General features: G+C 72.6%; 19 protein-coding genes. 16 read left to right on the top strand and 3 right to left on the bottom strand.

Features of this window, described 5'->3' with window-relative positions:
• Positions 1-4 precede the first annotated feature (4 nt).
• A complete protein-coding gene (locus tag AC1C2V_RS06185; protein WP_495388705.1) occupies positions 5-601 on the bottom strand; it encodes a TetR/AcrR family transcriptional regulator in 597 nt (198 codons plus the stop codon).
• Positions 602-755: 154 nt separating this feature from the next.
• Between AC1C2V_RS06185 and AC1C2V_RS06180 the strand changes: the two genes are divergently transcribed.
• Positions 756-1,346, top strand: coding sequence for a DUF6230 family protein (locus AC1C2V_RS06180; protein ID WP_495388704.1), 591 nt, complete (start codon positions 756-758; stop codon positions 1,344-1,346).
• A 29-nt stretch (positions 1,347-1,375) separates the two neighbouring features.
• The gene (locus AC1C2V_RS06175; RefSeq protein WP_495388703.1) at positions 1,376-2,866 is read left to right on the top strand and encodes a DUF6114 domain-containing protein; all 1,491 of its coding nucleotides are present in this window, start codon (positions 1,376-1,378) and stop codon (positions 2,864-2,866) included.
• Between the two features lie 67 nt (positions 2,867-2,933).
• Here the strand turns inward: AC1C2V_RS06175 and AC1C2V_RS06170 are convergent, their stop codons facing one another.
• Positions 2,934-4,349, bottom strand: coding sequence for an isochorismate synthase (locus AC1C2V_RS06170; RefSeq protein WP_495388702.1), 1,416 nt, complete (start codon positions 4,347-4,349; stop codon positions 2,934-2,936).
• 214 nt (positions 4,350-4,563) lie between these two features.
• Here AC1C2V_RS06170 and AC1C2V_RS06165 point away from each other — a divergent pair, with 214 nt between their 5' ends.
• Positions 4,564-5,259: a demethylmenaquinone methyltransferase gene (locus tag AC1C2V_RS06165; protein WP_495388701.1), complete on the top strand. Its 696-nt coding sequence runs from the start codon at positions 4,564-4,566 to the stop codon at positions 5,257-5,259.
• Between the two features lie 213 nt (positions 5,260-5,472).
• Here the strand turns inward: AC1C2V_RS06165 and AC1C2V_RS06160 are convergent, their stop codons facing one another.
• On the bottom strand, positions 5,473-5,688 hold the full coding sequence (locus AC1C2V_RS06160; RefSeq protein WP_495388700.1) for a YtxH domain-containing protein: 216 nt from the start codon (positions 5,686-5,688) through the stop codon (positions 5,473-5,475).
• 354 nt (positions 5,689-6,042) lie between these two features.
• Here AC1C2V_RS06160 and AC1C2V_RS06155 point away from each other — a divergent pair, with 354 nt between their 5' ends.
• The 13 genes from AC1C2V_RS06155 to nuoL all read left to right on the top strand — a co-directional run bounded on the left by AC1C2V_RS06155 (position 6,043) and on the right by nuoL (position 20,752).
• A complete protein-coding gene (locus AC1C2V_RS06155; RefSeq protein ID WP_495388699.1) occupies positions 6,043-7,368 on the top strand; it encodes a geranylgeranyl reductase family protein in 1,326 nt (441 codons plus the stop codon).
• 97 nt (positions 7,369-7,465) lie between these two features.
• The gene (locus AC1C2V_RS06150; protein ID WP_495388698.1) at positions 7,466-7,828 is read left to right on the top strand and encodes an NADH-quinone oxidoreductase subunit A; all 363 of its coding nucleotides are present in this window, start codon (positions 7,466-7,468) and stop codon (positions 7,826-7,828) included.
• A 122-nt stretch (positions 7,829-7,950) separates the two neighbouring features.
• On the top strand, positions 7,951-8,502 hold the full coding sequence (locus tag AC1C2V_RS06145) for a NuoB/complex I 20 kDa subunit family protein (RefSeq protein WP_495388697.1): 552 nt from the start codon (positions 7,951-7,953) through the stop codon (positions 8,500-8,502).
• On the top strand, positions 8,499-9,290 hold the full coding sequence (locus AC1C2V_RS06140; RefSeq protein ID WP_495388696.1) for an NADH-quinone oxidoreductase subunit C: 792 nt from the start codon (positions 8,499-8,501) through the stop codon (positions 9,288-9,290). The genes AC1C2V_RS06145 and AC1C2V_RS06140 overlap by 4 nt, the downstream gene beginning before the upstream one ends.
• Positions 9,287-10,633, top strand: coding sequence for an NADH-quinone oxidoreductase subunit D (locus AC1C2V_RS06135; RefSeq protein ID WP_495388695.1), 1,347 nt, complete (start codon positions 9,287-9,289; stop codon positions 10,631-10,633). The genes AC1C2V_RS06140 and AC1C2V_RS06135 overlap by 4 nt, the downstream gene beginning before the upstream one ends.
• Complete coding sequence (gene nuoE, locus AC1C2V_RS06130; protein WP_495388694.1) at positions 10,630-11,466, top strand: NADH-quinone oxidoreductase subunit NuoE; 837 nt, start codon at positions 10,630-10,632, stop codon at positions 11,464-11,466. Before AC1C2V_RS06135 ends, nuoE begins: the two co-directional genes overlap by 4 nt.
• Positions 11,459-12,808, top strand: coding sequence for an NADH-quinone oxidoreductase subunit NuoF (nuoF, locus tag AC1C2V_RS06125; protein WP_495388693.1), 1,350 nt, complete (start codon positions 11,459-11,461; stop codon positions 12,806-12,808). Before nuoE ends, nuoF begins: the two co-directional genes overlap by 8 nt.
• Positions 12,808-15,510, top strand: a complete 2,703-nt coding sequence (locus AC1C2V_RS06120; RefSeq protein ID WP_495388692.1) for an NADH-quinone oxidoreductase subunit G — start codon at positions 12,808-12,810, stop codon at positions 15,508-15,510. The genes nuoF and AC1C2V_RS06120 overlap by 1 nt, the downstream gene beginning before the upstream one ends.
• Positions 15,507-16,868, top strand: coding sequence for an NADH-quinone oxidoreductase subunit NuoH (gene nuoH, locus AC1C2V_RS06115; protein ID WP_495388691.1), 1,362 nt, complete (start codon positions 15,507-15,509; stop codon positions 16,866-16,868). Before AC1C2V_RS06120 ends, nuoH begins: the two co-directional genes overlap by 4 nt.
• Positions 16,865-17,644, top strand: a complete 780-nt coding sequence (gene nuoI / locus AC1C2V_RS06110) for an NADH-quinone oxidoreductase subunit NuoI (protein ID WP_495388690.1) — start codon at positions 16,865-16,867, stop codon at positions 17,642-17,644. Before nuoH ends, nuoI begins: the two co-directional genes overlap by 4 nt.
• Positions 17,641-18,507, top strand: coding sequence for an NADH-quinone oxidoreductase subunit J (locus AC1C2V_RS06105; protein WP_495388689.1), 867 nt, complete (start codon positions 17,641-17,643; stop codon positions 18,505-18,507). The genes nuoI and AC1C2V_RS06105 overlap by 4 nt, the downstream gene beginning before the upstream one ends.
• Complete coding sequence (gene nuoK / locus AC1C2V_RS06100; RefSeq protein WP_495388688.1) at positions 18,507-18,806, top strand: NADH-quinone oxidoreductase subunit NuoK; 300 nt, start codon at positions 18,507-18,509, stop codon at positions 18,804-18,806. Before AC1C2V_RS06105 ends, nuoK begins: the two co-directional genes overlap by 1 nt.
• Positions 18,807-18,823: 17 nt before the next feature.
• Positions 18,824-20,752, top strand: a complete 1,929-nt coding sequence (gene nuoL, locus AC1C2V_RS06095; protein ID WP_495389129.1) for an NADH-quinone oxidoreductase subunit L — start codon at positions 18,824-18,826, stop codon at positions 20,750-20,752.
• Positions 20,753-20,761 lie beyond the last annotated feature (9 nt).

Genomic DNA, 20,761 nt, shown 5'->3' with positions numbered 1-20,761 from the left:
AAGCTCAACCAGCGGGGGACAGCGCGGCCAGGACGCCGAGGGCGCTGCGCTCGAGGAAGTCCGCGAGGTCGGAAGGCGGGATGTCGGGGTCGGTCGCGGCCTCGATGAGCGCCTGCTCGGCGAACGAGATCCACGCGTGCAGCGCGACCTCGAGCAGGGGGGTCTGTGCGACGCCGATCTCCTGGAAGGCGTCGCGCAGGTGGCCGGCGAGCACGTCGCGCGCGTGCTGGATCGTGGCGCGCACGTGCTCGTCGCCGGACGCGGCGCCGCGCACCAGCGAGTAGAACGTCGCGTCGTGCTCGTGCACGAACTCGACGAACCGGTCCAGCGTGTCGCGCAGGCGCTCGCGGGGCGGCAGCTCGGGGCGCGGCTGGGTAGCGTGCAGCATCGCGTCGCGGGCCGTGCCGACGATCGCCGAGTGCAGCCCCTGTCGGTTGCCGAAGTAGTAGTGCACCAGCCCGGGGGAGACGCCGGCCCGGGCCGCGAGGTCCTCCACCGTCACGGCCTCGAGCGGGCGGTCGGCGAGTGCGGCCACACCCAGAGCGACGAGCTGCTGACGGCGTTTTTCGGGGCTCATGCGGGTGCGTCGCGCGGCTGCCATGTGCTGAGCATATGGGCGTTCGGCGAGGTCGCGGCGCCGCGGGTCGGGCACCGTGCCGCGGGCAACCAGTTCTATTGACGGCGCCTCAGTAAGGCGCGTACCGTCGCCACTCGTCGGCGACACAGGGGTCGCCGCGTCGTCTGTGGAGGGGAAAATGAAGCTCAGCGCACTGACGCGCACGCGTCGTGGCCGTGCCGCGCTCGCCGCGGTCCCGACCATCGCGGTCATCGGTGTCCTCATGGGCGGCGTCGCCCAGGGGGCCGTGCCGGTGTCGATGGCGATCTCGGGGCAGCAGTTCAAGATCTCGGCCGACACCCTCAAGGGGACCGGGTTCTCGCAGTACGCCGGCGAGGCGAAGGACGCGGACGGGAAGTCCCAGCCCATCGCGATCGCCAACATCAAGGACGCGACCCTGGACAACCTCTGCCAGTCGGTCAAGGTCCCGGGCATGCCGCTGGGCCTGCTCATCTCGGCGGGCACCGACCCCAAGAACCCCGTGAAGGCCACTGACCTGCAGATCGGCATGAGCGACCTGCGCGGCACCGCGACGTTCACCACGATCCGCATCGGCGTCGATGCCTCCACGGTGAACACGAAGGCGCACGGCAGCAAGGGCGACTTCGCGATGGACTCCGACGCCGTCGACATCCAGAACCTCAAGCAGGTCTCGTCGAGCACGTCGGCCGCGGTCTTCAAGCTGACGGACCTGCACCTGCAGGTGTCCGACGGCACCGAGTGCTTCTGAGCGGCCCGGGAGACAGATAGGAGGCAGGCGTGAGCGACGAGAGCACCCCGGCTGCCGAGGCTGCCCCCGAGGCGTCTCCCGACGCCCCGGCAACCCGGCGCCGGCGGTTCACCGCATGGCGCCGTGGCCGGCCGTTCTGGGGCGGCGTCCTGACGATCGCGGCGGGTCTGGTGCTGTGGTTCTCGGGCCGGCTGCAGTTCGACAACTTCGAGATCCAGCTCGGCATCGAGGGCATGCAGTCCACGCTGCTGCCGGTGGCGCTCGTCGTCCTCGGCGTCCTGGTGATGACGCAGCCGCAGTTCCGCGTGTTCTACGGCGTCATCGCGCTGGCGGTCTCGGTCTACTCCCTCCTGGGTGTCAACCTCGGCGGGTTCGGGGTCGGCATGATCCTGGGCGTCGTGGGCGGCATCCTCGCGGTGTCGTGGCTGCCACGCGTCGTCGACGACACCACGCCGGCCACCGACAGGGCGACGACGGCGACCGACCCGGGGTCCGAGGGCGCGGAGGTGGACCTCGAGGAGCTCCTGCCGGTGGGCGAGGAAGAGCCGACCCGGAGCGGGCGGCACGTGGCGGTCGCCGCCGCGGTCGTCCTGCTCGCGGTCGGCAGCACGGGCGCCACGGCGGCCGAGACCGCCACCGTCGCGCCCACGCAGGTGCGCGCTGCGTCCGACTGCTGGGACCCGCTCGGGTGGCTCGAGTGGGCCTGCGGCACTGACGACGAGCCCGAGGCCACCCCCAGCCCGTCGCCGTCGGACGAGGCCGGCTCGGACGCCGGTGAGACCGGCGGGGACGACGCGGGTGCGGGCGAGTCCGGCGGTGGCGACGGCGCTGACGGTGCGGCCGATGGTGCGGACGAGCCCGATGACGGCACGGCGGACGCCGCCGGCTCGAAGCAGGGGGACGGCGACAAGGCCGACGGCGACAAGGCGGGCGACGAGAAGCCGCCGTCGGACGAGAAGGCCCAGAAGGCGGTCGAGAAGGAGGCGAAGCTCGAGCTCGGTCCGTGTGCGCGGATCACGTTCGGCGGCGACTTCGACATCAACATCTCGCTGCCGGGTGACTGCGGGGTGCGCGAGGACGCGAACACCTTCTCGCGCGACGGCGCGCTCGAGACCCGTGACCTGCAGCTGCCGCTCACCGGCATCAACGGGATCGACGTCGTGAACGTCCCGGTCACGCACGACGGCCCGCGGCGGGACGCGCTACGGATCTCCGTGGACTCCGTGAAGGTGCCCCGGTTCTGGCTCAAGACGTACGCCGAGAACGGCGGGACGCTCGGGGGCACGCTGACGGACGCCGACTACGTCTCGATGGAGGGCAACGCGCAGATGTACATCTCCTCGATCCACGCGAACCTCCCCGACGGGGAGGACTTCGCGGAGCTGGGGGAGAAGCTCGTCGACGGCGCGTCGCTCGTCGAGATGCTGCTCGGCCTCGTCGATGCGCGGATCGGGCTCATGGGCGCCACCTCCGACGTCCAGGTGTGGTCCGACTTCCGTGAGCAGGTCTGGGAGGACTAGCAAGATCGCTGGTTGAGCCTGTCGAAGCCCGGTTCGTGGTTTCGACAGGCTCAACCAGCGATCGAGGTCATTCCGCGCCCAGCGCCCAGCGCATGGGCACCAGCTTGGCCTCGGACTCCTCGAGCTCGGCCTCGGGGTCGGACGCGGCGACGATGCCGCAGCCGGCGAACAGCCGCACGTGGCGGGGGTCCGTCGAGGACAGCTCGGCCGACCGGAGGGCGATGCCCCACTCCCCGTCGCCGTCCGCGCCCACCCAGCCGACGGGGCCGGCGTAGCGCGACCGGTCCATGCCCTCGATCTCGCGGATCAGGTCGCGCGCGGCCACCGTGGGCGTGCCGCACACGGCGGCCGACGGGTGCAGGGCGGCGGCCAGGGTGAGCGACGACGGGGCGCGCCCGGGCCCGTCCGGCGCGGGCCGTTCGAGCACCCCCGTGACGTCGGACGCGAGGTGCATGACGTTCGGTAGGTGCAGCACGAACGGCGCGTCCGGCACGTTCATCGACGAGCAGAACGGCTCGAGCGCCCGCGCCACCGAGCGCACCGCGTACTCGTGCTCCTCGAGGTCCTTGGAGGAGCGGGCGAGCTGGGCCGCGTGCAGCAGCGCGTCGTCGTCGGACATGCCCGCCTCGCGGCGGATGGTGCCCGCCAGCACGCGGGAGGTGACCAGGCCCTTCTCGCTGCGCACCAGCAGCTCGGGGGTGGCGCCGACCATGCCGGAGACGGAGAAGGTCCAGCACGCCTCGTAGCGGTCCGCGAGGCGGCCGAGCAGCCATCGCGGGTCGACGGGGCGCTCGGCGGTGGCGAGCACGTCGCGTGCCAGCACCACCTTCTCGAGCGCACCCGACTGGATCCGCGCCACGCCCTCGCGTACGACGGCGGGCCAGTCGCCGGCGGCCACGGCGCCGTCGGAGAACCGGACGTTGCCCGGCGCGGGGACCGCGGTGCGCGGCTCGCGGTGCAGCGCCTCGGCGCTCGGCGCCGCACGGAGGCTCGCGCCGGGGGAGATGGTCGTCATCCACGTCACGCCGGCGCGCCTGCCCACGATGACCCGGGGCACCACGAGCGACCCGTCGGGCCGGGCGCGGCCGACGTCGTCGCCGTCCTGGTCGTCGAGCTGCCCGGCGTCGTCGAAGGCGAACGTGCCGAAGGCGACCGGGCCGGTGCCGGGCAGGCGCACGTCGTCGCGCACCACGGCGCGCTGCAGGGTGGCCTGCCACGCGGCCTCGGCGTCGGCGAACCGGCCCGGGCCGAAGGTGTCGAAGCGCAGGGCCTCGCCCCAGCCCACGATGCCGTCCCCGCGCCGCACCCAGCTCAGGGGCCGGGCGTCCGGCAGCAGGTCGATCAGGGCGGTGAGCCCGCCGGGCAGGTCGTCGATCCGGGCGGTGCGGACCAGGAGCGGGAGCGGCTCGGTCGCGGGATCGGTGGCGGCGGGGATGGTCGTGCCCGGGAAGGGGCGCGGCGCCGGCAGAGGCGTGGCGGACATCGGCACAAGAATACGCCCGACGGCCCGCCGCGCCCCGCTCACGTCGTGCAGCTCACAGGGTGCGCTCTGGGGGCTCTCCCGGGGCGATCACTGACGGTGGGGTCGCCGGTGGGGTCGTCGGCCGGCACCGTGCCGTCGTCGCGACGACGCTTGGTCACCCGCCGCCCACGTTGCGCCGGGGGTGGCCGGGGTGCCCCGTGCGACCATGGCGCTCATGCCCCGCGCCAGCCTGGAGAAGAAGCCCGCCGAGGTCGCGTCGATGTTCGACGGCATCGCCGAGCGCTACGACCTCGTCAACGATCTCGTCTCCCTGGGGCAGGACCGGCGGTGGCGCCGCGCCGTGGTCGACGCCGTCGCGGCCGTGCCGGGCGAGCGGGTGCTGGACCTGGCGGCCGGCACCGGCACGTCGAGCGAGCCGTTCGCGGACGACGGCGCGCTCGTCGTGCCGTCCGACTTCAGCCTCGGGATGCTCCGGGTGGGCAAGGACCGCCGTCCGGACCTGCCGTTCGTGGCGGGGGACGCCACCCGGCTGCCCTTCGCCGACGGCAGCTTCGACGCCGTGACCATCAGCTTCGGCCTGCGCAACGTTGTGGACACCGACGCGGCGCTGCTCGAGATGCTGCGCGTGGTGCGGCCGGGCGGCCGCGTGGTGATCTGCGAGTTCTCCGCGCCCACCTGGGCGCCGTTCCGCACGGTGTACCTGGAGTACCTGATGCGTGCGCTGCCGGTGGTCGCCGGGGCCGTGACCCGGGACCGGGGCTCGTACGACTACCTCGCCGAGTCGATCCGCTCCTGGCCCGACCAGACGGCGCTCGCGCGGCTGCTGCTCGCCGCCGGGTGGGAGCGCGTGGCGTACCGCAACCTGACCGGCGGCATCGTCGCGCTGCACCGCGGCCTGCGCCCCGCGTGACACCGGGTGGTGTTCACCATGGGCTCGCGTACGTCGAGCCCTGAGGTGTCCGCCGCGGGCTGACCTCGTCCCCGTCCGCCCGTGGGGCGGTTCGGCCGGGGGGATTCCGTGTCGCGAGGCGCGCCATCCGCGCCCTCGTCCCTCGGGCGCTCACGCCAGGCACGACCAGCCTCGCGACAGGGAATCCCCTCGGCCGAACCTTGTCGGCCGCGGTCAGGCTCCGCCCGTGCGGTCCTTCAGTGCCGAGCCCTGTTCCTTGGCGAACTCGGTCACTGACGCCGTGACGTCGGAGACCTTCTCCTGGACCCGGGGGTCGTTCCACGTCTCGGTGGCCCAGCCCTTGGCCCGGTCGAGCTGCTGGCGGCCCTTCTCGGTGCCGAACAGGTAGCCGAGCGCGGCTCCGACGACGAATGCCGGTCCTGCCTTCATGTGACGCCTCCTTGGTGGTCGAACTGGCCTGCGGTCCAGCCGCGGTCGAGCTGGCGGCCGAACGTGCTCGGTCGAGCCGGCGTGGTCGCGGGCGTGGTCGTGGGGCACGACCGTAGGCACACCCGGGCGGCCCCGCACCTCGCGACATGCGCGGGTGTCCACCCACCGGACCTGCGGCGACGCGACGCGGAGCGGTCGTGCGGCGGCCTGGCCGGGGCCGACGGCAGCAAGGAAGGCAAGCCTTCCTACACAGCGCTGCCACAACGTGACTAGAGTGCTGGCAGGAGTTGTGATTGGGTTCACAAATCGAATCCGGCATCGTCGCCGGGGCACTCGAGGGATCGAGGTGAGCACGTGCGCGTAGGTCGTCGTGACGACGCCGACGTCATCGTCGTGGGCGCCGGCCCGGCCGGTACGTCCACGGCGCACTGGTGCGCCTCGGCGGGCCTCGACGTGCTCCTGCTCGACAAGGCGTCCTTCCCCCGCGACAAGGTCTGCGGCGACGGGCTCACGCCCCGCGCCGTCGCCGAGCTGGCCCGCATGGGCCTCGGCACGCAGGCCGAGGACGGCTGGATCCGCAACGAGGGCCTGCGCGTCGTCGCCGGTGCCCGGTCGTGGGAGCTGCCCTGGCCCGACCTCACCAGCTACCCCGGCTACGGCATGGCCCGCGCCCGCATGTCGCTCGACCACCGTCTCGCGCAGCACGCGCAGGCCAGCGGCGCCAAGCTGCTCGAGCGCACCAAGGTCGCGGGCCCGCTGCTCGACGAGCGGGACGGCCGGGTGGTGGGCGTCCGCGCCCAGCCCCTCGACGCCCGCGGCCGGGCTGACGGCGCGGAGACGGTCTACCGCGCGCCCGTCGTCGTGGCGGCGGACGGCGTCTCCTCCCGGTTCGCGACCGGGCTCGGCATCACACGTCGTGACGACCGGCCGCTCGGCACCGCCGTGCGCACCTACTTCCGCACCGAGTCGTCGGCCGGGGTCACGGCGCGGCACGAGGACCCGTGGATGGAGTCGCACCTCGAGCTGTGGGACGGCGCCCCCGGGGCATCGAACCTGCTGCCCGGCTACGGCTGGATCTTCGCCCTCGGCGACGGCACGGCCAACGTGGGCCTGGGCGCCGTGAGCTCCACGCCCGCACGCCAGTCCGCCGTCGGGCACGACTACCGCGCCCTGCTGGACACCTGGGTGCGGAACACCCCCGAGGAGTGGGGCTTCACCGCCGAGAACCGGGTGGGCCCGGTCCGCGGCGCCGCGCTGCCGATGGGGTTCAACCGCAGCCCGCTCTACGCGGGCGGCGCGGTGCTGGTCGGCGACTCCGCCGGGATGGTCAGCCCGTTCAACGGCGAGGGGATCGCCTACGCACTGCAGGCCGGCCGGGTCGCGGCCGACGCGATCACGCAGGCGCGCACCCGCACCACCGACGACGCACGCGAGCGCACGCTCGCGACCTACGCGGACCGGATGCGCGCGGAGCTGGGCGGCTACTACACGCTGGGCCGCTGGTTCGTGCGGCTCATCGAGCACCCGCAGGTGATGCGGACGTGCGTCAGGTACGGGCTGCCGAGGCCGGTGGTCATGCGGTTCGTGCTCAAGCTGCTGTCCGACTGCTACGAGCCGCGCGGCGGTGACTGGGTGGACCGGGTCATCGCGGGGCTCACCAGGGTGGTCCCGGCGGCATGAGCGCAGAAGAGCACAAGGGAGTGGTCGAGATGCAGGTGGTCGACGGGCGGATCTGGCCGCCGGCACGTACGCCGGGGGCGCGGACGGAGGGGCCGCGATGACGAACCCGTACATCCCGGTCCTCATGCTCATGGGGGTGGCCGCGGTGCTGGCGTTGGGCGGGGTGGCGGCGAGCGCCGTCATCGGCCCCAAGCGGTACAACCGCGCCAAGCTCGATGCCTACGAGTGCGGCATCGAGCCGACGCCGCACGCGGTGGGCGGCGGCCGGCTGCCCGTGAAGTACTACCTGGTCGCGATGACGTTCATCGTCTTCGACATCGAGGTGGTCTTCCTCTACCCGTGGGCGGTGGACTTCGCGGCGCTCGCCGGCTTCGGCCTGGTCGCGATGCTCGCGTTCCTCGCGCTCATCACCGTCCCCTTCGTCTACGAGTGGCGGCGCGGGGGCCTCACCTGGGTCTGACCCGGGCGGCAGCGACAGCACGAGAAGCACGGCACGACCCAGCACGAATCAGCACGACACGGCAAGACGGACGGCAACGGTGCCGGCAGGACCGGCACCGACGCTCACGGAGGGGAGGGAACATGGGCCTGGAGGAGGCGCCGTCAGGATTCCTGCTGACGACGATCGAGGACCTGGCGGGCTACCTGCGCAAGGCGTCGGTGTGGCCGGTGACGTTCGGCCTGGCGTGCTGCGCCATCGAGATGATGGCGGCCGGCGCGTCGCGGTTCGACCTGTCGCGGTTCGGCATGGAGGTGTTCCGCGCGTCGCCGCGGCAGGCGGACCTCATGATCGTCGCGGGCCGGGTGAGCCAGAAGATGGCGCCCGTCGTGCGACAGGTCTACGACCAGATGACCGAGCCCAAGTGGGTGCTGTCCATGGGCGTCTGCGCTTCCAGCGGCGGCATGTTCAACAACTACGCGATCGTGCAGGGCGTCGACCACATCCTGCCCGTCGACATCTACCTGCCGGGCTGCCCGCCGCGACCCGAGATGCTGATCAACGCGATCCTCGCGCTGCACCAGCAGATCCAGGACTCCCCGCTGGGGGTCAACCGCAAGGATGCGGCGGCCGCGGCCGAGGCAGCGGCGCTCGAGGCGACGCCGACCTTCGAGCTCAAGGGGCTGCTGCGATGAGCGACGAGAACGCCTCGTCGATCGAGCCTGTCGAGACCACGGGTTCGTCGGTCGAGCCTGTCGAGACCACGGGCAGGATTTCGACAAGCTCAACCGGCGGTGCCCCGGAGGTGATCGAGGTGCGCCGCGGCATGTTCGGCGTGGAGGGTTCGGGCGACACGTCCGGCTACGGCGGCCTGGTCCAGCCGGTGGCGCTGCCGGGCTCCGCGACCCGCCCGTACGGCGGTTGGTTCGACGAGGCCGTGGACGTGCTCGCCGAGGTGCTGGCGGAGGCGGGCGTCGCGTTCGAGCACGCGATCGAGCGGGTCGTCGTGGACCCGCAGACCGACCCGCCCAGCGCCCGCGCCGAGCTCACGCTGCACGTGGCGCGCGAGCACCTCCTCGCCGTCTGCGAGGCGCTGCGCGACGACCAGGACCTGCGCTTCGAGCTCGGCCTCGGCGTCTCGGGGGTGCACTACCCGCACGACACGGGCCGCGAGCTGCACGCCGTCTACCACCTCACGTCCGTGACCCACGGCCGCCAGGTCCGGCTGGAGGTCGCGGTGCCCGACGCCGACCCGCACGTCCCGTCGACGACTTCCGTGTACCCCACGAACGACTGGCACGAGCGCGAGACGTGGGACTTCTTCGGGATCGTGTTCGACGACCACCCCGGCCTGGCGCGCATCGAGATGCCGGACGACTGGCCGGGGCACCCACAGCGCAAGGACTACCCGCTCGGCGGCATCCCCGTGGAGTACAAGGGCGCCACGGTGCCGCCGCCGGACACGAGGAGGCAGTACTCGTGACAACCACAGGAGCGCCGCGCGCCACCCGCCCGCCCACCGACGACTTCGACCCCGGCATCCCGGGTTTCGAGGCGTCCGGCGGCGACTGGGACGAGATCGCCCGCGAGGCCATCGGCGAGGAGCGGATCGTCGTCAACATGGGCCCGCAGCACCCGTCCACGCACGGGGTGCTGCGACTCATGCTCGAGATCGACGGCGAGACGGTCACCGAGGCCCGGTGCGGCATCGGCTACCTGCACACCGGCATCGAGAAGAACATGGAGTTCCGCACCTGGACGCAGGGCACCACGTTCTGCACCCGCATGGACTACCTGGCGCCGCTGTTCCAGGAGACGGCCTTCTGCCTCGCGACGGAGAAGCTGCTGGGGGTCACGGACGACGTGCCCGAGCGGGCGTCGATCATCCGGGTGCTGATGATGGAGCTCAACCGGGTCGCCTCCCATCTCGTGTGCCTCGGCACGGGCGGCAACGAGATGGGCGCGACGACGGTGATGACGATCGGCTTCACGGCCCGCGAGGAGATCCTGCGGCTCTTCGAGGCCGTGACCGGGCTGCGCATGAACCACGCCTACGTGCGGCCCGGCGGCGTCGCGCAGGACACCCCCGACGGGTTCGAGGACCAGGTGCGCGCGGCGCTGCCGAAGGTGCGGCACTACCTCGGCCAGCTGGGCGACCTCATGCTCGCCAACCCGATCTTCAAGGCGCGGCTCACCGACGTCGGGGTGCTCAACCTCGCGGGGTGCATGGCCCTGGGCATCACCGGACCCGTGCTGCGCTCCACCGGCCTGCCGTACGACGTGCGCAAGGCCTTCCCCTACTCCGGTTACGAGACGTACGACTTCGACGTGCCGACGTCGACCGACGCGGACTGCTACTCCCGCGTCGTGCTGCGGCTCGAGGAGTGCTACCAGTCGCTGCGGATCGTGGAGCAGTGCCTGGTCCGGCTCGAGGACACCGCCGGCGCGCCCGTCATGGTGGCGGACAAGAAGATCGCGTGGCCCGCGCAGCTCGCCGTCGGCGCGGACGGGCAGGGCAACTCCCTGGACCACATCCGCCAGATCATGGGCACCTCGATGGAGGCCCTGATCCACCATTTCAAGCTCGTCACGGAGGGCTTCCGGGTGCCCGCCGGGCAGGTGTGGCAGACCGTGGAGCACCCGCGCGGCGAGCTCGGCGTGCACGCCGTGTCGGACGGTGGCACCAAGCCATACCGGGCGCACTTCCGCGACCCGTCGTTCAACAACCTGCAGGCCGTGTCGATCATGTGCGAGGGCGGCCAGGTGGCCGACGTCGTCGTGGCCGTCGCGTCCCTCGACCCGGTGCTGGGAGGGGTCGACCGATGACGGCAGAACCCACGAGCGCGCGCTCCGCGACCCGCTACGCCCCCGAGACGCTCGCGGCGCTGAACGCCGACGCGGAGACGATCAAGGCGCGCTACCCGGACCCGCGCTCCGGCCTGCTGCCGATGCTCCACCTGGTGCAGTCGGTGGACGGGCACGTCAGCCGCGACGGCGTCCTGTTCTGCGCCGAGCAGCTCGAGCTCACGCCCGCCGAGGTGAGCGCCGTCGTGACCTTCTACACCCAGTACAAGCGCCACCCGAACGGCACCTACACCGTCGGGGTGTGCACCAACACGCTGTGCGCCGTCATGGGCGGCGACGCCATCTTCGACGAGCTGAGCGACCACCTCGGCGTCGGGCACGACGAGACCACCGAGGACGGCGCGATCACCCTCGAGCGCGTCGAGTGCAACGCGGCCTGCGACTACGCGCCCGTCGTGATGGTCAACTGGGAGTTCTTCGACAACCAGACCCCCGACACGGCGACGGCGCTCGCGGACCGGCTGCGGCTGGGGGAGGACGTGGCGCCCACGCGCGGCGCGGCCTCCGTGTGCTCGTTCAAGCAGATGAGCCGCGTGCTCGCGGGGTTCACCGACGGCCGCGCCGACGAGGGCGTGGGGGCGGGGGAGCCGTCGCTGGCTGGTCTTCGGCTCGCGCGTGCTGCGGCAGCCGTCGATGGAGAGGGCCCGCCGGTCGAGCCTGTCGAGACCACTCAGGCGGCTTCGACAAGCTCGACCAACGAGGTGCCGCCCGAGACCGGTGGGAACCAGTCGTCGGCCGAGCGGAAGCCCACGACCGAGGACGACGTGGACCCGAAGGGTGGCAGCGATGACTGACCTGATGCCCGTGCTCACGGACACGTGGGACGCCGACCGGTCGTGGACGCTCGCGGCGTACGAGGCTGCCGGCGGGTACGCGGGGCTGCGCAAGGCCCTGGCGACGGAGCCCGGCGATCTCGTGCAGACCGTCAAGGCCTCCGGACTGCGGGGCCGTGGCGGCGCGGGCTTCCCCACCGGGATGAAGTGGGGCTTCCTGCCCCCGCCGGACGGCGGGCCGCGCTATCTCGTGGTGAACGCGGACGAGTCGGAGCCGGGCACCTGCAAGGACATCCCGCTGATGATGGCGAGCCCGCAGCACCTGGTCGAGGGCATCGCGATCACGAGCTACGCCATCGGCTGCCACCACGCGTTCGTGTACGTGCGCGGCGAGGTGCTGCACGTGTACCGCCGCATGCTGGCCGCCGTCCAGGAGGCCTACGACGCCGGCTACCTGGGCCCGGACGTGCTGGGCACGGGCTACGACCTCGAGGTCACGGTGCACGCCGGCGCGGGCGCGTACATCTGCGGCGAGGAGACGGCGCTGCTCGACTCCCTGGAGGGCAAGCGCGGGCAGCCGCGGCTCAAGCCGCCGTTCCCCGCCGTCGCGGGCCTGTACGCCCGGCCGACGGTGGTGAACAATGTCGAGTCGATCGCGTCGGTCCCGGGCATCGTGGCCCGCGGTGCGGACTGGTTCGCGGGCATGGGCACCGAGAAGTCGCAGGGCCACGGCCTGTTCTCCCTGTCCGGGCACGTGACCCGGCCGGGGCAGTACGAGGCGCCGCTCGGCATCACGCTGCGCGAGCTGCTCGACCTCGCGGGCGGGATGCGGGCGGGGCACGAGCTGAAGTTCTGGACGCCGGGCGGGTCCTCCACCCCGCTGTTCACGGCCGACCACCTGGACACCCCGCTCGACTACGAGTCGGTCGGGGCTGCCGGGTCGATGCTCGGCACGCGCGCCCTGCAGCTCTTCGACGACAGCACGTGCGTGGTGCGCGCCGTGAGCCGATGGACCGACTTCTACGCGCACGAGTCCTGCGGCAAGTGCACGCCCTGCCGCGAGGGCACCTACTGGCTCAAGCAGGTGCTGCACCGCATCGAGGAGGGCCGCGGCGAGGAGCGGGACATCGACCTGCTGCTCGACCTGTGCGACAACATCCTCGGCCGCGCGTTCTGCGCCCTCGGCGACGGGGCCACGTCGCCCGTCACCTCGAGCGTCCAGCTGTTCCGCGACGAGTACCAGGCGCACATCGACGGCCACGGTTGCCCGTACGACCCGCGCGCCAGCGCCCTGTTCGACTACACCCCGAAGAATCACCGGACCCCGGCCCTGGCGGGCCCGGCCGGTGTGGGAGGTCACTGATGACCGCGACCACGGACAAGCCGACCGCGGGCGGCGGCGAGGTGGCGAAGCCGATCGAGACCGTGACGATCACGATCGACGAGATCGAGGTGACCGTGCCCAAGGGCACGCTGATCATCCGCGCGGCCGAGCAGGTGGGCATCCAGATCCCGCGGTTCTGCGACCACCCGCTGCTGGAGCCCGCCGGCGCGTGCCGCCAGTGCCTCGTCGAGGTGGCCATGCCCGACCGCGAGGGCAACGTGCGGCCCATGCCGAAGCCGCAGGCCTCGTGCACGATGACGGTCGCGCCCGGCATGGTCGTCAAGACCCAGCGCACCTCCGCCGTCGCGGACAAGGCACAGCAGGGGGTCATGGAGCTGCTGCTCATGAACCACCCGCTGGACTGCCCGGTGTGCGACAAGGGCGGCGAGTGCCCGCTGCAGAACCAGGCCATGTCGAACGGCCGGGCCGAGACCCGGTTCGAGGACGTCAAGCGCACCTTCCCCAAGCCCATCGCCATCTCCACCGAGATCCTGCTGGACCGGGAGCGCTGCGTGCTGTGCCAGCGCTGCACCCGCTTCAGCGAGGAGATCGCCGGCGACGCGTTCATCGCGCTCCAGGAGCGCGGCGCGGACCAGCAGATCGGCCGCTTCGACGAGACGGTGCTCGACTTCGCCCCCCCGCCGTCGTCCGCCTCGGCCGAGGCCACGCACGGGGCCGCGACGAGCGCGACCACCGGGCAGCCGTTCGCGTCGTACTACTCCGGCAACACGGTGCAGATCTGCCCGGTGGGCGCGCTCACGGGCGCGGCCTACCGCTTCCGGTCCCGGCCCTTCGACCTCGTCTCGACGCCGGGGATCGCGGAGCACGACTCGTGCGGCTCCGCGATCCGCGTCGACCACCGGCGCGGCGTGGTGCTGCGCCGGCTGTCGGGCGAGGACCCGGCGGTCAACGAGGAGTGGGTCACCGACAAGGACCGCTTCGCCTTCACGTGGCAGTCGGCCCCGGACCGGCTCACCACCCCGTTGGTGCGGGACCGGGAGCTGGGCGAGGACGGCGAGGTGCTCTCGCGCGGCGAGCTGCGCCCCGCGTCGTGGGTCGAGGCGTTCGAGCTGGCGGCCGAGGGCCTGGCCGCGGCCCGCGCGGCCGGCGGCGTGGGAGTGCTGCCCGGCGGCCGGCTGACGGTCGAGGACGCTTTCGCGTGGTCGCGCTTCGCGCGCACGGTGCTCGGCACGGACGACGTCGACCAGCGCGCCCGCGTGGGCTCGGCGGAGGAGACGGCGTTCCTCGGGCACACGGTGGCCGGGTCGGGCGTCGGCGTGACGTTCGCCGACCTGGAGGCCGCCCCGTCGGTGCTGCTGGCGGGCCTCGAGGCCGAGGAAGAAGCCGGCGTCACGTTCCTGCGGCTGCGCAAGGGCGTGCGGAGCCACGGGACGAAGGTCTGGTCCGTCGCCCCGTTCGCCAGCCGGGGGCTCTCCCGGCTGGACGGCACCCTGCTGCCCGCGGCCCCCGGCACGGAGGCCGAGTGGCTCGGCATCCTCGCCACCCGCGCCGGCGGCGGGCTCGTGCCCGCGGACACCGACGCGGCGACCCTCGACGGCGTGGCCGACGGGCTCGCGGAGCCCGGAGCGGTGATCCTCGTGGGCGAGCGGCTCGCGTCGTCGCCGGGCGCGTACGCCGCGGCGCTGCGGCTCGCCGAGACCACCGGCGCCCGCCTCGCGTGGATCCCGCGCCGCGCGGGGGAGCGCGGCGGGGTGGAGGCCGGCCTGCTGCCGGGCCTGCTGCCCGGCGGCCGCCCCTTGTCCGACCTGGGCGCGCGCGCCCAGGTGGCCGCCGCCTGGGGGGTCGCCTCCGACACGCTGCCGAAGGCACCCGGCCGCGACGCCGCGGAGATCCTCGACGCCCTGTCCGTCGGACAGCTCGGCGGCGCGTTGATCGGCGGCGTGGAGCTGGCCGACCTGCCCGACCCGGCGCACGCCCGGCGCGCGCTCGCCGCCGCGGGGTTCGTCGTCTCGCTGGAGGTGCGCAGGACCGAGGCGACCGAGCTGGCCGACGTCGTGCTCCCCGTCGCCCCGCCCGCGGAGCGAGCCGGTTCGTACTGGAACTGGGAGGGCCGCGTGCGGTCGTTCGGTGCGGCGCTGGAGACGGCCGCGCTGCCCGACCACCGCGTGCTCGACGCCCTCGCGGCGCAGGCCGGCGTCTCCCTCGGCGCCGCGACGCCGCTCGCGGCGCACCGGGCGATCGCGGCCCTGCCCGCGTGGCGGGGCCCGCGGGGCCCCGAGCCCGAGGGCGGGCCGGTCGAGCCGCCGGAGGTGCCGGCCGGCTCCGCCGTCCTGGCGAGCTGGCACCTGCTGCTCGACGACGGCGCGCTGCAGGACGGCGAGCAGTTCCTCGCCGGCACGGCCAAGCGGCCGGTCGCGCGGATGTCGGCCGCCACGGCCGCCGCCGTCGACGTGTACGACGGCGACCGGGTCACCGTCGCCACCGACCGCGGCGCGGTCACGGTGCCCGTCGCGATCACGGAGATGGTCGACCACGTGGTGTGGCTGCCGCTCGCCTCGCGCGGCTGCCGCGTGCACGACGCGCTCGGCGCCGCCCCCGGCGACCTGGTGCGCATCGGACCGGTGGTTGAGCTCGTCGAGACCACGGGCGAGGTTTCGACCCTTCGACAGGCTCAGGACGGCGCAGGCTCGACCGGCGACGACGACGGAGGAGCCGCATGATCCCGGGAGTTCCCGCCGACTTCAGCAACGACTGGCTGTGGGTCTCGCTGATCAAGGCCGTGCTCATCGTCGTCTTCCTGCTGACGAGCGTGCTCTTCGCCATCTGGTTCGAGCGCAAGGTCGTGGCGCGCATGCAGGTGCGCCCCGGCCCCAACTGGCACGGCCCGTTCGGCCTGCTCCAGTCGCTTGCCGACGCGATGAAGCTGCTGCTCAAGGAGGACGTCAACGTCACCCGCGCCGACAGGGTGATCTACCTGCTGGCGCCGATGATCTCGGTATTCTGCGCGCTGCTGGTCTTCGCCGTCATCCCGTTCGGCCCCGAGGTGACGATCCCGTTCACCGACTTCACGACGCCCGCCCAGCTCACCGACTTCCCCGTCGCGGTGCTGTACGTGCTGGCCTGCGCGTCGATGGGCGTGTACGGCATCGTGCTGGGCGGCTGGTCCTCCGGCTCCACGTACCCGCTGCTCGGCGCGGTGCGGTCCACCGCCCAGGTGATCTCGTACGAGCTGGCGATGGGGCTGTCGCTGGTGAGCGTGTTCATCATGGCCGGCTCGATGTCGACGTCGCAGATCGTCGCGTCGCAGGCGGGCGTCTGGTGGTTCCTGCCGCTGCTGCCCGCGTTCGTGGTCTACGTCATCTCGATGATCGGCGAGACCAACCGACTGCCGTTCGACCTGCCGGAGGCCGAGGGCGAGCTGGTCTCCGGGTACATGACCGAGTACAGCTCGATGAAGTTCGCCTGGTTCTTCCTGGCGGAGTACATCAACATGCTCAACGTCTCGGCCGTGGCCACCACGCTGTTCCTCGGCGGGTGGCGGGCGCCGTGGCCGCTGTCCGCGATCAACGACGGCATGTTCAACGCGGGCTGGTGGCCGCTGCTGTGGTTCCTGGTCAAGCTCTGGCTGGTCATGTTCGTGTTCGTCTGGGTGCGCGGCACGCTGCTGCGGCTGCGGTACGACCAGTTCATGTCCTTCGGCTGGAAGGTGCTGATCCCGGTCGCGCTCGGCTGGGTCGTGGTGCTCAGCGTGTTCCAGTACCTCGGGCTCGCGGGCGTTACCCGTACCCAGCTCATCACCGGGGTCGTCGTGGTCGCCGTGCTCGTCATCGGCCTGCTGTGGCTGTGGCCCGAGCGACGTGCTGTGGGCGCGAGACCGGGGGCCGCGGGCGGGGCGAGAGCCCCCGATCTCGCGCCCACAGCGGCTCGGGACGGGGAGTTCGACGCCTTCGCTGCCGGCTACCCCGTGCCGCCGCTGCCCGGCCAGTCGCTGCCGCCGTCGCCCCGCGCACGCCGGCACGTCCCGCAGGCCGCCGCCGCCCCCGACGCCGCCGTCGACCGATCCGAGGAGACGCGATGACCGACAAGCCGTACGAACCGCTGGGCCCGAGCAAGGGCCCGCTCGGCGAGCTGTTCGCGCCCGTCGCCGGGTTCGGCGTGACGTTCTCCTCCATGTTCCGGCCCACGGTGACGGAGCAGTACCCGCGCACCAAGACGCCGCCGCAGCGCCGGTACCACGGCCGACACCAGCTCAACCGGTACGCGGACGGACTGGAGAAGTGCATCGGCTGCGAGCTGTGCGCGTGGGCGTGCCCGGCCGACGCGATCTACGTGGAGGGCGCGGACAACGCCGAGCTGCCCGACGGCGAGCACATGTCGCCCGGGGAGCGGTACGGCCGCGTCTACCAGATCAACTACCTGCGCTGCATCTTCTGCGGGCTGTGCATCGAGGCGTGCCCCACCCGCGCGCTGACGATGACGAACGACTACGAGCTGGCCGGCCCCGACCGCGCCGGGATGATCTACGAGAAGCAGGACCTGCTCGCCCCGCTCGCCGAGGGCATGCTCGCCGCGCCGCACCCGATGGCCGAGGGCACCACCGACACCGAGTACTACCGCGGCGAGGTCACGGCGCCCACCGCGGAGCAGGTGGCGTGGGTGCGCGAGCACCGGCCCGACGACCCGACGCTCGCCGCCGCCGGGCAGGTGGTGGAGGGCGACGCGCCGGCGCCCACCCAGCGTCGGCACCAGCTGCGGGGCAGCGCTACCAAGGCCGCCGTCGCGACGCAGCAGGCGGCCGAGGGCGGGCACGTCGCGACGCTCCCGACCCCCGACCCGACGGGGGGACGGTCGTGACCGCATCGGGCGGCGAGGCAGCGCTGTTCTGGGTCCTGGCGCCGCTGATCGTGCTGGCTTCCCTCGGGCTGCTGTTCGCCCGCCGGGCCGTGCACGCCGCGATCTGCGTGATGTTCGTGATGGTGGGGCTCGCCATCTTCTACGTGGCCCAGGAGGCGCCGTTCCTCGGCGTCGTGCAGGTGGTCGTGTACACGGGTGCGGTGATGATGCTCTTCCTGTTCGTGCTGATGCTCGTGGGGGTGGACGCCGCGGACTCGCTCACCGAGTCCATCAGGGGGCAGCGCTGGATCGGACTGCTGCTCGGCATCGGACTGGGCGTGGTGCTGCTCGGCGTGATCTCGCAGGCGGCGTTCCCGCCCGCGGTCGGGCTCGAGGGGGCCAACGCCGTCACCAACCCGGTGGCGCTGGCCCGCGTGCTGCTGGGCGACTACGTGCTCGCGATGGAGGCGGTCGGCGTGCTGCTGGTCACCGCGGCGCTGGCCGGGCTGGTCCTGACGCACCGCCGCCGCCTCAGCGTGCGGCCCACCCAGCGCGTGCTCGCCGCCGCGCGGGTCGCCGCCATCGGGCAGGGGAGCATCCTCACGCCCCTGCCGGCCCCCGGCGTCTACGCGCAGAACAACGCGATGGACACCCCGGCGCTCGGCCCCGACGGGTCGCCCCTGCCGCATTCCGTGCCGCGAGTGCTGCGCATCCGTGGGCAGGAGCGGTCGGCCACGTCTGTGCTCGCCGAGGAGGAGACGCTGATCGAGGCCGGCTCCTCGCTGGCCGGGCCTGTCGGGACCACCTCGTCGTCGGTCGAGCCTGTCGAGACCACCTCGCGGGTTTCGACAAGCTCAACCAGCGAAGAAGGGGAGGCGCGCTGATGGAGATCACCAACTACCTGGGGCTGGCCGCGATCCTGTTCGCGATCGGGGCCACGGCCGTGCTGCTGCGCCGCAACGCGATCGTCGTGTTCATGGGCGTGGAGCTCATGCTGAACGCCACCAACCTCGCGTTCGTGACCTTTGCCCGCATCCACGGCGACGTCACCGGCCAGGTGCTCGCCTTCTTCGTCATGGTGGTCGCGGCCGCCGAGGTGGTCGTGGGGCTGGCAATCATCATCACGATCTTCCGCTCCCGCCGGTCGGCCTCGGTCGACGACGTCAACCTGTTGCAGAGCTGAGAGGCGACGACGCGATGATGCAGACTCTCTCCCTCGCCCCCTGGCTGGTCGCGACCCCGATGATCGGCGCGGCCGTGCTGCTGCTCGCCGGCCGGCGCAGCGACCGGTGGGGGCACTGGCTGGGCGTGCTCGCCAGCGCCGCGACGTTCGTCCTCGGGTTGGTGATCCTGCTCGACATGCTCGGCACCCCCGCCGACGACCGGGTCGGGGTGCACACCGTGGGCACGTGGATCGACTCGGGGCCGCTGCACGTGGACCTCGGGTTCCAGGTGGACCCGCTGTCGATGACGTTCGTGATGCTCGTGACGTTCGTCGGCACGCTCATCCACGTGTACTCCGTGGCGTACATGGACCACGACGTGGACCGGCGCCGGTTCTTCGGCTACCTCAACCTGTTCGTGGCGGCGATGCTGCTGCTGGTGCTCGCGAACTCCTACCTGCTGCTCTTCGTCGGCTGGGAGGGCGTGGGCCTGGCGTCGTTCCTGCTCATCGGCTTCTGGGACGGCCGGCGCGAGAACGCGGTGGCGGGCAAGAAGGCGTTCATCATGAACCGCGTGGGCGACATGGGGCTCATCGTCGCGATGATGCTCCTGCTCGCGACGTTCGGCTCGGTCGACTTCGCCGCCGTGCTGCCCGCGGCGGGCGAGGGCGCGACGGCCGCGGGCGAGGGCATGATGACCGCCGTCGGCCTGATGCTGCTGCTCGCGGCGTGCGGCAAGTCGGCGCAGCTCCCGCTGCAGGCGTGGCTCGGGGACGCGATGGCCGGCCCGACGCCGGTCTCCGCGCTCATCCACGCGGCCACCATGGTGACCGCCGGTGTCTACCTGCTGGTGCGCTCCGGCCCGCTGCTCGAGGCCGCGCCGGACGCGCAGCTCGTCATCGCGATCGTCGGCGCGCTGACCCTGCTGTTCGGGGCCGTCGTCGGTACCGCGAAGGACGACATCAAGAAGGCGCTCGCGGCGTCGACCATGTCCCAGATCGGCTACATGATGCTCGCCGCGGGCCTCGGCCCGGTCGGGTACGCGTTCGCGATCTTCCACCTGCTCACCCACGGCTTCTTCAAGGCGGGCCTGTTCCTCGGGGCCGGGTCGGTGATGCACGCGATGGACGACGACGTGAACATGCGGCGCTTCGGCGGCCTGGCCCGGATGCTGCCGGTCACGGCGATCACGATGGGCCTGGGCTGGCTCGCCATCCTGGGCGTCCCACCGTTCTCCGGCTTCTGGTCCAAGGACAAGATCATCGAGGCGGCGTTCGTCGGCGAGGGCTGGCGACCGTGGGTGTTCGGCCTGACCGCGCTGCTCGGCGCGGGGATCACCGCGTACTACATGTCGCGGCTGTTCTTCATGACGTTCCTGGGCCGGCGTCGGTGGCGACCGGACGACGCGGCCGGCGACGACGACGCGCCGGTGCGGCACCCGCACGAGGCCCCGCGGCTCATGACCTGGCCGATGATCGTGCTGGCCGTGGGCTCCGTGGCCCTCGGCGGGCTGCTGGCCGCGGGCGACCGTTTCGTCACCTGGCTGGAGCCGGTCACGGGGCATGCCGAGCACCACGAGCCGGTGCTGCCGGTGTGGCTGCTGGTCACGCTCACGCTGCTGCTCGTCCTCCTCGGCGTGTTCCTCGCGTTCCGGCAGTACGTCGTGGCCGCGGTGCCCGTCGAGCCGCCGCGCGCGACCGCCCTCGTGCGCGCGGCCCGGGCGGACCTGCACCAGGACGACCTGAACGAGGCGGTGGTCATGCGGCCCGGGCAGTACCTGACCCGGTCGCTCGTGTACACGGACCGGGCGGTGGTCGACGGCGGCTGGTTGGGCCTGGCGGGCGGCATCGGCCGGGTCGGCACGGCGCTGCGCCGGCTGCAGAACGGCTACGTGCGCACGTACGCGGCGATGATGCTGGGCGGACTCGGCGTGGTCGCGCTGGTCGTCTGGCTCCTGGCGATCTGAGGACTGGAA

The sequence above is a fragment of the Isoptericola sp. Y541 genome, from assembly GCF_059445465.1.
The sequence above is the reverse complement of the archived record's forward strand: the minus strand, read 5'-3'. Positions and strand labels throughout refer to the sequence as shown.